This window comes from Clostridium sp. CM041 (genome assembly GCF_055081035.1).
Genome location: NZ_CM143648.1, coordinates 3194362 through 3210531 on the forward strand (window position 1 = coordinate 3194362; position 16170 = coordinate 3210531).

Annotated in this window: 14 protein-coding genes; 12 read left to right on the plus strand and 2 right to left on the minus strand. The window is 32.1% G+C overall.

Annotated features, from left to right (window positions below; all coding sequences use genetic code 11):
* Positions 1-46 precede the first annotated feature (46 nt).
* The 3 genes from ACWJJT_RS15070 to ACWJJT_RS15080 all read left to right on the plus strand — a co-directional run bounded on the left by ACWJJT_RS15070 (position 47) and on the right by ACWJJT_RS15080 (position 1357).
* Complete coding sequence (locus tag ACWJJT_RS15070; protein ID WP_462955277.1) at positions 47-307, plus strand: TfoX/Sxy family protein; 261 nt, start codon at positions 47-49, stop codon at positions 305-307.
* A 185-nt stretch (positions 308-492) separates the two neighbouring features.
* Complete coding sequence (locus ACWJJT_RS15075) at positions 493-867, plus strand: DUF3795 domain-containing protein (RefSeq protein ID WP_462955278.1); 375 nt, start codon at positions 493-495, stop codon at positions 865-867.
* A gap of 259 nt (positions 868-1126) precedes the next feature.
* A complete protein-coding gene (locus ACWJJT_RS15080; protein ID WP_462955279.1) occupies positions 1127-1357 on the plus strand; it encodes a hypothetical protein in 231 nt (76 codons plus the stop codon).
* Between the two features lie 493 nt (positions 1358-1850).
* Here the strand turns inward: ACWJJT_RS15080 and ACWJJT_RS15085 are convergent, their stop codons facing one another.
* Both ACWJJT_RS15085 and ACWJJT_RS15090 read right to left on the minus strand, forming a co-directional pair.
* On the minus strand, positions 1851-3188 hold the full coding sequence (locus ACWJJT_RS15085) for an APC family permease (protein ID WP_462956794.1): 1338 nt from the start codon (positions 3186-3188) through the stop codon (positions 1851-1853).
* Positions 3189-3476: 288 nt separating this feature from the next.
* Positions 3477-4457: a lipoate--protein ligase gene (locus tag ACWJJT_RS15090; RefSeq protein ID WP_462955280.1), complete on the minus strand. Its 981-nt coding sequence runs from the start codon at positions 4455-4457 to the stop codon at positions 3477-3479.
* 168 nt (positions 4458-4625) lie between these two features.
* Between ACWJJT_RS15090 and gcvT the strand changes: the two genes are divergently transcribed.
* The 9 genes from gcvT to ACWJJT_RS15135 all read left to right on the plus strand — a co-directional run bounded on the left by gcvT (position 4626) and on the right by ACWJJT_RS15135 (position 16133).
* Positions 4626-5732, plus strand: coding sequence for a glycine cleavage system aminomethyltransferase GcvT (gcvT, locus tag ACWJJT_RS15095; RefSeq protein ID WP_462955281.1), 1107 nt, complete (start codon positions 4626-4628; stop codon positions 5730-5732).
* Between the two features lie 18 nt (positions 5733-5750).
* A complete protein-coding gene (gene gcvH, locus ACWJJT_RS15100) occupies positions 5751-6134 on the plus strand; it encodes a glycine cleavage system protein GcvH (protein ID WP_462955282.1) in 384 nt (127 codons plus the stop codon).
* A gap of 1 nt (position 6135) precedes the next feature.
* A complete protein-coding gene (gcvPA, locus tag ACWJJT_RS15105; protein WP_462955283.1) occupies positions 6136-7479 on the plus strand; it encodes an aminomethyl-transferring glycine dehydrogenase subunit GcvPA in 1344 nt (447 codons plus the stop codon).
* On the plus strand, positions 7476-8930 hold the full coding sequence (gene gcvPB, locus ACWJJT_RS15110) for an aminomethyl-transferring glycine dehydrogenase subunit GcvPB (RefSeq protein ID WP_216301961.1): 1455 nt from the start codon (positions 7476-7478) through the stop codon (positions 8928-8930). Before gcvPA ends, gcvPB begins: the two co-directional genes overlap by 4 nt.
* Before the next feature lie 210 nt (positions 8931-9140).
* A complete protein-coding gene (lpdA, locus tag ACWJJT_RS15115) occupies positions 9141-10541 on the plus strand; it encodes a dihydrolipoyl dehydrogenase (RefSeq protein WP_216301962.1) in 1401 nt (466 codons plus the stop codon).
* Positions 10542-10750: 209 nt separating this feature from the next.
* A complete protein-coding gene (surE, locus tag ACWJJT_RS15120) occupies positions 10751-11515 on the plus strand; it encodes a 5'/3'-nucleotidase SurE (RefSeq protein ID WP_462955284.1) in 765 nt (254 codons plus the stop codon).
* Positions 11516-11598: 83 nt separating this feature from the next.
* Positions 11599-13359, plus strand: a complete 1761-nt coding sequence (locus ACWJJT_RS15125; protein WP_216301964.1) for a bifunctional homocysteine S-methyltransferase/methylenetetrahydrofolate reductase — start codon at positions 11599-11601, stop codon at positions 13357-13359.
* 175 nt (positions 13360-13534) lie between these two features.
* On the plus strand, positions 13535-13897 hold the full coding sequence (locus tag ACWJJT_RS15130) for an ArsR/SmtB family transcription factor (RefSeq protein ID WP_165411667.1): 363 nt from the start codon (positions 13535-13537) through the stop codon (positions 13895-13897).
* Positions 13898-13964: 67 nt separating this feature from the next.
* On the plus strand, positions 13965-16133 hold the full coding sequence (locus ACWJJT_RS15135) for a heavy metal translocating P-type ATPase (protein ID WP_462955285.1): 2169 nt from the start codon (positions 13965-13967) through the stop codon (positions 16131-16133).
* The last annotated feature ends 37 nt before the right edge of the window (positions 16134-16170 follow it).

Below are 16170 nucleotides of genomic sequence, written 5' to 3' on the forward strand. Positions count from 1 at the left end.
CGATGTAAACAAGTCAATAAATAGGAATCTGGAAGGAAGTTTCATAATGGGAGAATTATCAAAACTACCGAATATCGGAAAAGAAGTTGAAAGTCAATTGAATAAAGCAGGTATATTTACTCATGATGAATTAAAAGATATTGGTGCAGAACAAGCGTGGCTGAAAATACAAGAAATTGATGCTTCTGCATGTATTCATAGATTGTTAGTACTGGAAGGTGCAATTCATGGTGTTAAGAAAACAGCGTTGCCACAGGAACGTAAAGCAGAACTAAAAGATTTTTATAATTGGCATAAAGATAAATAGTAAATTTGTATAAAGAGTAGTATAAGTATGTACATAAAAAAAATGGATGAAAATGATGAATTATTATTGAAACAAAGAAGAGAAAAAATAAAAAGATTCCAAATTAAGTTTAAATGAAATAGTGGATATAATCTATCAAGATGTTATAAAGTAAGTAATAATTCCAAATCTGAAGAGGTGTTAAAATGAGAAGAGAATTAGGCATTGCACGTTGTGGACTTGCTTGTTGTCTGTGTTCAGAGAATACAAAATGTTCTGGTTGTAATTCAGGTGAATGTCCAGATAAAGAATGGTGTGAAAATCGTAAATGTTCTATTAAAAAAAATATAACTGCTTGTTATTTATGCAAAGAAGAATGTCGTAAGGGGCTATTAAACAAAATAAAACCTTATGGATTTACTTTGTTTATTAAGAAATATGGAATTGAAGAGCTCCTTGATTGTTTAGAGAGAAATGAAAAAAAGGGAGTAGTATATCATAGAGAAGGAACAAATGGAGATTATGATGATTTTGATAATGTTGAGGATTTAATATCTTTTATTAAATCTGGAATTCGATAAATTCCAATTTGTTGAGTTGAAGTAACGTAATTTTAGCTTCAGTTATGTCGTATCTTTCTAAAATAGTGCATCAATTGTATAGCTACGATTGATGCGCTATTTTTAAGACTTCGAAGATTGATTAGTTATATGATTTTTAACGGACAAGATGTAATTGTGGCACATGCTGTAAAACATTTAACATAAGTGTATAATATTGAAAAGTATGAATATATTGGTATGAAGCTATGAAATAATATGAAAAATGAGGCGATTTTATATGTCAAAAAAATGTGCTATTTGTGGGGTAGAAATTGGTTTTTCCTTAGGTAAGTTTATTTCAGATAAATATGTGTGTAATACTTGTTATGAGTTGAATGAAAAAAAGAAATTAAGCGAACAAAAAGAAGAGAATAAAGATATAGGGTCCAATATGGGTAAGGGTTTAAGTTATATGGCTGGCGCATTTAAAGATGATGAGGTCTTCACTTCGTCGGTAAACAAAAAATAAAACAGCTTGCGGAAAACAATGTGGATAACTTTTTTAAAAGTTGAGAATTAATGTTGAGTTTCCGGTTGACAGAGAAAAATTTTAAAATCTCATTTGGAAATTCTTGTTTTGTAAATATTAAATTTAAAGGATATGTACCAAATCTGCAGCCTACCGGCCAAAAGACTTTTGGTGGGAATTATTGCGATTTGATCTTTTTTTATCTGCTATCCATAGTAGATACATCTTAGTGTAAATATGATATAGTATGAAGTCTTTCCGGAAGTGGACCAAATAAGAAGAGCAGAAACATTGAAATTCCATTTAAAATTCTTCTTTTGCAAATATAAAATTCTCGTGAGACTGACTTGGAAGGAAGGCTAGCGAACCGGCTGTAAGCCGAATGTGAACGTTAGAGAATTTTATATTTGCAAAAGATTAGAATTTCTTAATGGAATTTCACGTTTCAAACTCTTAGTTGGTGCCATGCAGGAGAAACTTCATACGAATCGTATTATTTCTTTTTAGTAATATACCAATATACAGGCAATCCAATTAAGGTTATTGCAAGTCCTATAAGTGCTTTTGAAGTATCAGTTAAAAGTGTACTTACTAGGATATAGATACCTCCAGTAATTCCGATGAGTGGAACTATTGGGTAGAAGGGTACTTTATAAGGTCTCTCTAAATCTTTATGTTTTGTTCTTAATATAAAGATACCAGCTACTGCCATTGTGAAGAAAATCCATAAAACAAATATAACAAGATCAGTTAAGGTATCAAAAGAACCGCTAAATACATATAAAGAGGCGAGTACTGCCTCGAAAATAAAAGCGTTTAATGGAGTTTGATATTTTTGATTAACTTTTCCGAGGATCTTATCAAAAGGTAAAAGTTTATCTCGAGCCATGGCAAAGGGTATTCTAACTCCTGTCATTAGGTAACCATTTAATGTTCCAAAGATTGAAATTAATATGCCAGCAGTTATAAACAATGAACCAAATTTTCCAAATAAAACTGTTGCAACATCAGAAGCCACTTTATTAGAACTAATAACAGCTGTTATAGGAATTATGTTTATAATTGCTAAATTAAATAAAACATACACTGTTATAATAACGATTAGCCCTAAAATTATGGACTTTGGTATGTCTTTTTTAGGATTTTTAAGTTCACCTGCTATATTACCTACGCCTACCCAGCCATCATAAGCCCAAAGTGTTCCAAGCATAGCAGCTCCAAAACCAGCTCCGGCTGCAGTAGTCCCTAGTGGCAAGGAAAAACTGTGAGCTGTTCCTTTTATAAGGCCTAAGGCAATAATAATAAAAATTGGAATTAGTTTTGCAACAGTTGCAATGAACTGAATTTTACTAGCAAGTTTTGTTGATAACACGTTTGCAGTGGTGATAACAAATATCATTAATATTGCAAATAGTTTTTGCTGGATTGGACTCATAGGTACAAAATTAGTAGCTTGAGTTGCTAAAACTATTGCGAGTGCTGCGGCGGCACCAGGTACATAAATAACCGTCTGTACCCAACCAAATAGAAATGCCCATTTTTCTCCATAAAGTTCTTTAAGATATATAAATATACCACCAGTTTTTGGAATAGCTGCTGCTATTTCAGCTATAGTAAGACCAGAAGCCATAGTTATAATGCCACCGGCGATCCAAGCAAGTATTCCCATGGTTGGAGATCCTGCGTTTTTAAATACAATAGAAGGTTTAAAGAAAATCCCTGAACCTATAACCATACCTATAACTAGGGTAATGGATTCTAGTAAGCCGATTTCTTTCTTTAGTGTTTTTGGTGAATTATTGATAGAATCTAATTCTTTTGATGCTTCCAGAATAAATCATCCTCTCTTTTGTTAGTCTTAAAATAATAGAAAACTCATTTAAGTGGGTCAAATCATCTCCTGCGGAGCTGAAATGTCGCTAAAATATATAAAGACATGAAGTAAAAAAGCGGCAAAAGCACTGCATTTTTACTACATGTCCTCTTATCTGAAAGTTTCATTAGATAATAATCTAAGTTGCTCCAATAAAAATATTTTAAAAAATTATAATCCCAAATGTAAATTTTATTATTTCTTTATATTTTATTAGCAAATTCAAATATAGTCAAGAAGAATTTTTTAAAACATACAACTTAAAATATCTTCTATATTTGCATTTGAAAAATAATCAGATATATTAAAGGCTGAAAGCGCTTTTTTTACATCAGATTCCACATGATTTACGCCTATAAGGGCAGCATCTATGTCCGAGATATCAAGTTTGCTAAAGAAATCACCATATATCGTAATATCTTTTATTATTCCATGTTGTACTTCCATATTACATTCAACAGTTCCAAATGAAAATTTCTTTTCATTTGTGAAATTATATTTTGGTGAATGGCCAAAATTCCATTCCCAAGTAGAATATTTTTCAGTGGCAAGCTTATTTATACTATTTAAATCATATGGAGTAAATTCATACAAAGAATCTGAATTATCTTTTGTAATAATATAGTTCATAATCAACTCTTTAAATTCCATGATAGGTATAGGCTGCTTTAAGTGAGAACTTATATTGGTTACCCTGCTTAATACGGATTTAATACTTTTGTCTTGAAATTTTAAAGGTTTAGCTTGTAATGCTTTTGATAAATCCGAAATATTTGATGAAAAAAGCAAGGTGCCATGATGAAGAACTCTGTTTTTGTAATTATATTGTGCATTGCCTGAGAATTTTTTACCTTCAATGGTTAGATCATTTCTTCCACTAAATTCAGCATTTATTTTAAGTGAATTTAAAACATTTAAAATTGGCAAGGTAAATTTTCTGAAATTATTAAAATTTTCTTCACTACTATTTTTGATAAAAGTGAAATTCAAATTGCCTAAATCGTGAAAAACAGTGCCTCCACCAGACAATCTCCTTACCACAGGAATATTATTTGTTCTTATATAGTCTAGGTTAATTTCTGATAAGGTATTTTGGTTTTTTCCGACGATGATACAAGGCTCATCCCTCCAGAGCATAAAACAGTCTTCTTTAAATTTTTTTAGTAAATATTCTTCCGCTGCTAAGTTAAAATAGGGACTTGTATTTGTGTTATTTATATAAATCATATTATTTCCTCCTTGCATTAACTTTAGATTTGAATCTTTAAACCAAAATATATATTTAATTGAATTATATACCAAAAGGCAGTATAATGAAACATGAAAGAGAATAAAAAAACAATCATTTTTTTTTATATTTTAATGAATATATTTTACAAAAATGGGGGGATTAGTTTGAAAAATTTAAAAAAAACGCCATTATACAGTGTTTATAAAGAATATGGTGGGAAAATAGTTGATTTTGCTGGGTGGCAAATGCCAATACAGTTTGAAGGGATAATTTCTGAACATGAGGCTGTAAGGTCCGCTGCTGGACTTTTCGATGTGTCACACATGGGAGAAGTGGAAGTAAAAGGAGCCGAGGCTTTCGAATTTGTACAAAATTTAGTTACAAATGATGTAGCAGTACTTGAAGATAATCAAATACTATATACTTTTATGTGCTATGAAAACGGAGGAGTAGTTGATGATCTTTTAATATATAAATTTGGTAAGGAACATTTCTATCTTGTTATAAATGCAGGGAACATAGAGAAAGATTTTCAATGGATGATTGACAATAAGGGCACCTATGATATGGAACTCACTAATATCTCGAATGAAATAGCAGAGGTTGCGATTCAAGGACCAAAGGCACAAAAGATACTTCAAAAAATAACTGATATAGATTTAGATGAAATTAAATTTTTCTATTGTAAACGATATGTTCTTGTAGATGGTGTAAAATGTCTTATTTCAAGAACAGGATATACAGGTGAGGATGGGTTTGAAATATACACTTCCCCAGAGGAAATAGAAAAATTATGGCATAAACTACTTAATATAGGTGAGGAAGAAGGACTTAAGCCCACAGGGCTAGGCTGCAGAGACACTTTAAGATTCGAAGCTTGCCTCCCTTTATATGGAAACGAATTATCTCAAGATATTACACCGCTTGAAGCAGGACTTGGATTTTTTGTAAAGCTTAAAAAAACTGGATTTATAGGAAAAGAAGCTCTTTTAAAGCAAAAAGAACAAGGTCTTAAGAGGAAATCAGTAGGCTTTGAAATGAAGGATAGAGGGATTCCAAGACATGGTTATGAAGTTACTGCATTCGGAGAAAAAATCGGGGTGGTAACAACGGGATATTTCTCGCCTACATTAAAGAAAAATATAGGTCTTGCTTTAATAGATTCTAAATACTCAGAATTAGGTACAGAAATTGGAATTGGGATTAGAGGTAAAGCATTAAAAGCTGAAGTAATAAGTAAAAAATTCTATAAGAAAAATTATAACAAATAAAATTTAGGAGGATTTTAAATGAAAACATTAAAGGGATTATTTTATAGTAAAGATCATGAATGGATAAAAATTAAAGGTAATATTGCATACGTTGGAATTTCTGATTATGCACAACATGCTTTAGGAGATATTGTTTTTGTTGAGCTACCAGAGGTAGATGCAGAAATTACTAGTGGGGATGTTTTTGGGGTCATTGAGTCTGTTAAAGCAGCTTCTGATATGTATACTCCATTTAGTGGAAAGATTTTAGAGGTAAATGATGATGTAGTAGATAACCCAGTATTAGTAAACGAAGACTGCTATGAAAATTGGATGTTTCTTATAGAAATTGCAAATAAGGAAGAATTAAAAGAGCTTATGAACGAAGAGCAATATAATGAATATTGCAGTAAGGAGAAATAAGATGTTTCCTTATATACCTAATACTTTAGAAGACGAAAAGGTAATGTTAAAAAGTGTGGGTGCGGAGTCTGTACAGGAATTGTTTAAGGACATACCAGAGGACCTTAAATTAAATAGAGATCTAAATATAAATTCACCCATGTCAGAACTGGAAGTACAAAAACACGTAAAATCACTTTGTAATAAAAATAAAAGCGCTGAAGAGTTAGTTTGTTTTTTAGGAGCTGGAGTTTACGATCATTATATACCTTCTATAATAAAGCATATAGTTTCAAGATCAGAATTTTATACATCATATACACCTTATCAACCAGAGATAAGCCAAGGTACTCTTCAGGCTATTTTTGAATATCAAACATTGATATGCAGTTTGACCGGACTAGACGTTGCGAATGCATCTATGTATGATGGTGCTACGAGTTGCGCTGAAGCTGCTTTTATGGCTGCTGAGCATACAAAAAGAAAATCTATAATTGTATCTAAAACAGTACATCCAGAAATTAGAAAAGTCATTCATACCTATGCAAAATTTAAGGGATTAGAACTAATAGAAGTAGATGAGAAGGAAGGAGTTACTGATACTCTAAAATTAAAAGAACTTGTAGATAGCAGTGTGGCAGGAGTTATAGTTCAAAACCCTAATTTCTTTGGAATAATTGAAGATATGAGGTCGGTTGAAAAAATTACTCATGATAATAAAGCTATTCTAATAATGAGTGTAGATCCTATATCTCTTGCCATATTAAAAACTCCAGGAGAAATAGGAGCAGATATTGTGGTAGGGGAAGGCCAATCACTTGGAAATGCAATGAATTTTGGAGGACCTTATTTGGGATTCATGGCAACGACGAAAAAACTTATGAGAAAAATGCCAGGAAGGATTGTAGGTCAGACCATCGACGTAGATGGAAAAAGAGCCTTTGTATTAACGCTTCAAGCTAGGGAACAACATATAAGACGCGAAAAAGCGACTTCTAATATATGTTCAAATCAAGCTTTAAATGCATTAACTGCTGCAATTTATCTTACAACTATGGGAAAACAGGGATTAAAAGAAGTGGCATATCAAAGCACTCAAAAGGCGCACTATGCTTTTAATGAAATAATTAAATTAGAAAAATACGAGCCAGTATTTAATAAACCTTTCTTTAAGGAGTTCGTAATTCAGGGACAGGAAAGGGCTAGTATTATTAACGATAAATTATTAGAAAATAATATAATTGGTGGATATGATATAGAGAAAAATTACCCTGACCATAAAAATGCTCTACTATTCTGTGTAACAGAAAAAAGAACAAAACCAGAAATTTGTGAGCTAATAACTGCAATGGAGGGGATAAAATGAAACAGTATAATAAATTAATATTTGAAATCTCAAAAGAAGGAAGACGAGGATATACGTTACCTTGTTGTGATGTAGAGAGTATCGATATTAGCGAAATGATACCTGAGCATTTGCTAAGCAAAAAAGACATATCCCTTCCGGAAGTAAGTGAAGTAGATGTTATAAGACATTTCACTCTATTGTCTAATAAGAATTACGGGGTAGATACTGGCTTTTATCCTTTAGGTTCGTGTACTATGAAATATAATCCGAAAATTAACGAAGATATGGCGTCTATGACCTCATTTACTCAGATCCATCCATATCAAAGTGTAAAAACGGTACAAGGTTCCTTACAATTAATGTATGAACTTAGTGAAAAATTAGCTGAGATATCCGGAATGGATCAGGTTTCACTTCAACCTGCAGCAGGGGCCCATGGAGAGCTTACTGGACTTATGATTATAAAAGCCTTCCATGAAAATAAAGGGGATTTTAAAAGAAAAAAGATTATAGTTCCAGATTCAGCTCACGGAACTAACCCAGCCAGTGCAAGTGTGGCAGGCTTTGAAATTGTAGAAGTTAAATCTAATGAAAAAGGTAGTGTAGACTTAGATAGTTTGAAATCTGTATTAAACGATGAAATAGCGGGATTAATGCTAACAAATCCAAACACTTTAGGTTTATTTGATGAGAATATTAAAGAAATAACAAATCTAGTACATGAAGCTGGTGGGCTCGTATATTATGATGGAGCAAATTTAAATGCCATTATGGGTATAGCAAGACCAGGAGATATGGGATTTGACGTTGTCCATATGAATCTTCATAAAACATTTTCTACCCCACATGGTGGTGGTGGACCGGGAAGCGGACCAGTAGGAGTTAAAAAAGAACTTATACAATATTTGCCTGTCCCAATAATAGAAAAAATAGAAGAAAAATTTGTTCTTAATTATGATAAACCACTATCTATTGGAAAGGTAAAGAGTTTCTATGGGAACTTCGGAGTACTTGTTAAAGCATATTCTTATATACTTTCAATGGGCGCTGAGGGACTAAAGAAGGCAAGTGAAATGGCAGTGCTTAATGCAAATTATATGAAAAGCAAACTAAAGAACTATTATTATTTACCAATTGATAGAGTTTGCAAGCATGAATTTGTTTTAGGAGGTTTAAAGCAGGGACCAAGTGAGGTAACTACATTAGATATTGCCAAGAGACTTCTAGATTATGGATATCATCCGCCTACAATATATTTTCCAACAATTGTAGAAAATGCAATTATGATAGAACCTACGGAAACGGAAAGTCTTGAAACTATGGATGATTTTATTGAAGCTATGATAAATATTTCAGAAGAAGCAATAGAAGATCCACAGCTACTAAAGGATGCTCCATATGATACTCTTGTTAGAAGGCTTGATGAAGTTCGAGCTGCTAGATATCCAGTTTTAAAATATACTAATTAATATAACTTCGGGATAGTTAAATCATCTCCTGCGGAGCTGTAACATCTTCGTAGAAGATGTATTAACGACTTCAGAAGGAGATTTATACTCCCGCTGAAGTTTTCTATTTGTTGGGGCAAGTAACCCCACTTATAGAAGTGGGAGACTTTCCTTCTGAAATGTCGTTAAGATATTCCGAAGTTATACTGATTTATAGGAGGAGGAGCAGTGATGGAGAAGGATATAGTTATAATTGGGGGAGGCCCTGGGGGATATGTTGCTGCTATTCGTGCAGCTCAGCTGGGTGCTAAGGTTTGTATTGTAGAAAAAGGTGAGCTTGGTGGAACATGTTTAAATAGAGGATGTATTCCTACAAAGGCGCTATATAGAAATGCTGAAATTTTAAATACTTTAAAGAATATTAATGAATTTGGAATCGTGGTAGATAGTTACAGTTTTAGCGTAGAAGAAATTCAAAATAGAAAAGACAAAATAGTTAATCAACTAGTGAACGGGGTAGAACAATTATTAAAGTCAAATAATATAGATGTAATTTTAGGGACAGCTTGTTTGAAAGATAAAAATACAGTTTCTATCTCTCTTAAGAATGGAGAATTAAGAGAAATAATAACGAAAAATATAATTATAGCAACTGGGTCTATTCCATTAATACCTAATATACCGGGTATAGATCTACCAGGAGTATTTACTAGTGAAAATATATTAGAATTTAAAGAAGTGCCTAATAAATTAGCAATTATAGGCGGCGGTGTTATAGGTGTGGAGTTTGCAGGTATATTTAATGCATTAGGATCAAAGGTAACTGTTATAGAGTTCTTGCCAAGTATTCTTGCTCAAGTGGATACTGATTTAACAAAGAGATTGAGTGTTTCACTTAAAAGAAAAGGTATAGATATGAGTATCAACACAAAGGTAATTAGTATTGAAAAATCTAATGAACAGCTAATTGTAACTGCCGATGGGAAAAAAGGAGAAATTGTGTTTACGGCAGATAATGTATTGGTATCCGTTGGTAGAACGCCTATGACTGAAGGGCTTAATATTGAGAATTTGGGTATATCGCTTAATAGAAGAGCTATTGTGGTAGATGAAAATTATGAAACTAACATTCCAGGTATTTATGCTATTGGTGATGTGAATGGAATAAGTATGCTTGCTCATGCAGCAACGCATCAAGGTAAAAAAGTGGTTGAGAGAATTATGGGTTATATTGCTCCTTATTCTAGTGAAATAATACCAAGTTGTATTTTTGCATTTCCAGAGATAGCTTGCGTAGGCATAACAGAAAACGAAGCCAAAAAAAAGGGAATGGAGTATAAAACAAGTAAATTTTTATTTGGAGCTAATGGCAAGGCATTAGCACTAGGTGAAGGAGAAGGATTAGTAAAGGTTATAGCAACGCTTGAGGATATAATCATTGGAGTGCATATAATGGGACCTCATGCATCGGATTTAATTCATGAAGGGGCTATGGCTATAAATAATAATATGAATGTTTCAAACATCGCTAGCATGATACATGCTCATCCAACACTATCTGAAGCTTTTGAAGAAGCAGTGTTAGGGTTAAAAGGTGAAGCTATTCATATGGTACCTGCTAAAAAAAGATAGAAGAAACATAAAGATAGTTCAAGAGAGTAATTTTAATTACTCCCTTGGACTATCTTTGTATTTTAAAGCTTTCTTACAAATAATATTTAAATGCTATGCAATTAGAATTATATTTGGACGGTTTGTATCCTGTTGAACCATATTTTGCTATAATATATATACATATACTATTTGAAATTTTAAAATAGTGAATAATGGGAGGGATGAAAATGAGATTATTGCTTACAAACGATGATGGTATAAATGCAAAGGGGTTATATGCTTTAGCTAAAGAACTCGAAAAAAATCATGAAGTAATTATTGTAGCACCATATAATGAAAAAAGCGCTTGCGGACATTCCATAACCCTTACAAGGCCACTTATTGTTAGAGAAACAAAAATTGAAGGGTTAAAATCAAAAGCTTATAGCGTAGATGGAACACCAGCAGATTGTGTAAAAATAGCAATTAATAAGCTCATTGATAGTAAAAGTGATTGTAAAATAGATATGGTAGTATCCGGAATCAATAAAGGATTAAATTTAGGTACTGATGTCTTATATTCCGGTACAGTTTCTGCAGCTATAGAAGCAACTATTTATAAAATACCAGCTATGGCGGTTTCTATGGAAATTAAGCGAAATATTGAAAATTATGAAATGGCAGCTAAATATGCTGGAAAGATATTGCTTAAGGCTATTGAGAATAACATTAAGAATGATATTGTATTAAATGTGAATATTCCTATACTAAGGGATAATGAAATAAAAGGAATTAAAGTATGTAAAATTGGAAGTAGATTGTATAACAACCGTTATATAGAAACTATTGGAGAAAATAATGAAACTCAATATGAAATTAAGGGTGAGGTAATAGATATTCATGAGGATGATTCTGACACAATATATTTTAAAGAGGGGTATGTTACTGTAACTCCACTTCATTATGATTTAACTAATTTTAAAATGTTAGATGAAACACGCAAATGGTTTTAACGACATTTCAGAAGGAAAGTCTCCAACTTATATAAGTGAGAGTTCTATACTGTAACAAAGAGAAAACTTCAGTGGGGGAATTTATGAATATTAAAGAAAAACCATTAATTTTTGATGGCGCAATGGGGACATATTACGCAAGCGTTTGTGAAAATCCATTATCCAAATGTGAACTTGCAAATATTTATGATAAAAATACCATACTAAATATACATAAGGAATATATAAATGCTGGTTGCAAGGCAATTAAAACCAATACATTTGGAGCAAATAAAATTAGCCTTGAAAGTAATTTCGATACGGTTAAAGAGGTTATTGTAAAAGGTTATGAGATAGCAAGGGAAGCCACAAAGGGTACTGAGGTTTTAGTTTTTGCCGATATTGGGCCAATACCATTTTTAGAAATGATGGATTTATGGGAGGCATACAAAGAAATAGTAGATTTGTTTTTAGATCTCGGTGCAACATATTTTATATTTGAAACTTTTAGCAGTGATGAATATCTTGCTGAGATTTCAAGGTATATTAAGGAGAAAAATCCAAATACATATATTTTGATGGAACTTGCGGTTTCACCAGAAGGGTTTACAAGACTTGGAATAAATGGTGAAAAATTTATAGAGAAAGTTTCGCAAATACCAACTATTGATGCCTGTGGATTCAACTGCTTTTCTGGGCCATATCACTTACTTCAATATATTAAAACTCTTAATATAGAAAATAAAACTATTTCTGTTATGCCAAACTCAGGGTATCCAACAATAATAAATAATCGTACGTTTTTTAATAATACTAAAGAATATTTTGCTGTGCAAATGCTAGAAATAGCAAAGCAAGGTGTGGCTATTATTGGTGGTTGTTGCGGTACAACTCCAGAATTTATAAGGGAAACTGTTGCAAAAATAAAAGGTTTATCAACACGCGAAATTGTTCCGAGTAAAACTGGAAAAGTTAAAATTGAGAAATTAATTGTTAAAAACCTTCTCCTGGAAAAAATCAGAATTGGGAAAAAAATTATTGCGGTAGAATTAGACCCACCACTTGATACAGGAATTGAATTTTTTATGAATAGTGCTAAGAGTCTTAAAGAGAATGGAGTTGATGCAATAACCATTGCAGATTGTCCTATTGCAAGAGTAAGGGTAGATAGTAGTCTACTCGCTTGTAAGTTGAAAAGAGAACTCGACATCACAACAATTCCACATATGACATGTCGCGATAGAAATATTAATGCTACAAAGGCATTACTTCTAGGCTTAAATATTGAGGGGGTAAATAACGTTTTAGTGGTAACAGGTGACCCTATACCCTCAGCCCAGCGTGACGAGGTTAAGGGGATGTTTAGTTTTAATTCTGCAATACTTGCTAACTATATAACCAATCTAAATGATATAACATTTTCATCACCTTTTAATATTTGTGGTGCTTTAAACGTAAATGCTATTAATTTTAGTAGCCAACTATTACACGCAAAAAAGAAAATTGAAAGTGGAGTAACTATGTTTTTAACACAGCCAATTTTAACAAAGCAGGCTGTAGAAAATTTAAAACGGGCACGTAGTGAATTACCTGCTAAGATATTAGGTGGAATTATTCCGATTGTAAGCTATAAGAATGCTTGCTTTATGAACAATGAAATTTCTGGAATAAGCGTTTCTGAGGAAATTATAGAACTATATAAGGACATTTCAAAAGAAGAAGCTAGGGTTCTTGCAATTAAAATATCTACTGAAATAGCGGAAGAAATCTACCCTTATGTAGATGGATATTATCTTATTACACCGTTTAAAAGAATTGATATTATTACTGATATTATTAAGAATATAAGCACTATTAATAATTAATAAATTAAAACTCCAATCATGAATAAATACATGATTAGGGTTTTAATTTTTTGATTACAAATTTTATAAAACTAATGAACTATTATTTCCCAGGAATGTTGACAAGTATTAATTGGTAACATATAATGAACATATGAACAATGATTCATGTGTTCATATGAAAGGGGTGGAATAAATGGGAAAAAACATAGAGGTTTGTACATGTTCTAATATACATGAAGATGTAGTAGAAAAAGTAAGAAAATCAATACCACGTGAGGAAACGTTATATGACTTAGCAGAGCTTTTCAAAGTTTTTGGAGATGGTACGAGAATTAAAATTCTTTGTGTGTTATTTGAAACTGAAATGTGTGTTTGTGATATAGCTGCTCTTCTTAATATGACTCAATCAGCTATTTCTCATCAACTTCGTGTGCTTAAAAATGCTAGACTTGTTAAGTATAGACGTGAGGGAAAGGTTGTCTACTATTCTTTAGATGATCAGCATGTTAAACAAATTTTTGACCAAGGACTTATACACATAAAGGAACTTAGATAATACTCTATTACATAAAGAAAAATTTATAATATAAAAGCAAATAAAAACTTTGAAAGTGGGGGAGAAAATGAGTACTATAATAAAAAGAGAATTCATTTTAGAAGGTCTAGGTTGTGCTAATTGTGCAAACAAAATTGAAGCTCAATGTAAAAAAATAGATGGAGTATTAGATGCAAATATAAATTTTGTCACTAAAAGCTTAGTAATTCAATTTCAAAGTGAAGAAAAAATAACAAGTGTTATAGATGATGCAAAAAAAATAGTTGAAAGAATAGAACCTGGTGTTAAATTTATAGTAAAACAAGTAAAAACATTTAAACATGAGGAAAATGGTCATAGCCATAACCATGATCATAACCATGATCACGCACATGAACACGGTGAAGAAGGAACTAATAAAAATAAAATTATACGTTTCTCTGTAGGTGTAGTAATTTTCATCGTAGCAGTTTTGTTTAAATTAGATTATTTAATTGAATTTGCGTTATTCCTCATAAGTTATTTATTAATTGGTGGAGACGTCCTAATAGTTGCAGTGAAAAATATATTAAGAGGACAATTGTTTGATGAGAATTTCTTAATGGCACTCGCTACAGTAGGAGCATTTTCTATTGGACAATTTTCAGAAGGCGTTGGGGTTATGCTTTTTTATCAAGTAGGAGAATTTTTCCAAGATGTCGCTGTAAATAAATCAAGGAAATCTATATCTGCGCTTATGGATATAAGGCCAGATTATGCAAATAAAAAAATTAAAGATGAAATTATAAAGGTAGATCCAGAGGAAGTACACATTGGGGATATTATAATAGTAAAACCAGGAGAAAAAGTACCATTAGATGGTATTGTCATAGAAGGAAAATCATTAGTAGATACAGCGGCATTAACTGGTGAATCAGTTCCAAGAGAAGTTAAAAGCGGCGATGAAATTTTGGCAGGGTGCATAAATAAAAATGGATTATTAACTATAGAGGTTGCGAAAGAATTTGGAGAATCAACCCTTGCAAAAATTTTGAATTTAGTGCAAAATGCTAGCAGCAAAAAAGCACCAACTGAAAATTTTATAACTAAATTTGCAAGATATTACACACCGATTGTAGTTATAAGTGCAACAGCACTAGCAATACTTCCACCCCTTTTAATACCTGGTGCTACTTTCTCACAATGGATATATAAAGCATTGGTATTTTTAGTAGTATCTTGCCCTTGTGCACTCGTAATATCTATTCCACTTGGATTTTTTGGAGGAATAGGTGGTGCATCTAAAAATGGTATTTTGGTTAAAGGTGGAAATTACTTGGAGGCATTAAATAGCGTTGAAGTAGTGATTTTTGACAAGACAGGAACACTAACTAAAGGAGTATTTGTGGTTACGCAGATGCATACAGAAGGTGAGATAAGTAGGGATGAATTATTAGAGTATGCAGCTCATGCAGAAAGCAATTCTAATCATCCTATTGCTACATCTATAATAAAAGCTTATGGCAAAGATATACGTAGTGAAGATATTGAAGGCGTCGAAGAAATAGCTGGAAAAGGTATTAGGGCTAAAGTTAAAGGGAAACATGTGTTAGCTGGTAATTCAAAGTTAATGGATAGTGAGAAAATTTCCTATAATAAAGCTGGAAATGTAGGCACAATAATATATGTAGCTATAGACAAGAAATATGCAGGTAGTATTATAATTTCAGATGAGATAAAAGAAGACTCTATTCAAGCAATAGTCGATTTGAAATCTATGGGTGTTAAAAAAATAGTAATGCTTACTGGTGACAATAAAGATATAGCGACGAGTATTGGAAAAATACTTGGTGTAGATGAAGTTTATTCAGAACTTCTTCCACACGAGAAGGTAGAAAAGTTAGAATTGCTTCAAAAAGAAAAATCGCCTAAAGGGAAGATAGTATTTGTAGGAGATGGAATTAATGATGCACCGGTGCTCGCAAGAGCAGATATTGGGATTGCAATGGGTGGTGTAGGTTCTGATGCTGCAATAGAGGCGGCAGATATAGTAATAATGACAGATGAACCATCAAAAATTGCTGAAGCTATAAAAATTGCTAAAAGAACAAAAACAATTGTTCTGCAAAATATTATCTTTGCACTAAGTGTAAAAGCAGTTATTTTAACATTGGCAGTTTTCGGAATTTCAACTATGTGGGAAGCTGTTTTTGGTGATGTAGGAGTCGCTTTAATTGCAGTGTTAAATTCAATGAGAGCAATGAAGATTAATAGCTAAAAATAGTAAAAGGTTAACAAGAACGAAAAGTTCTTGT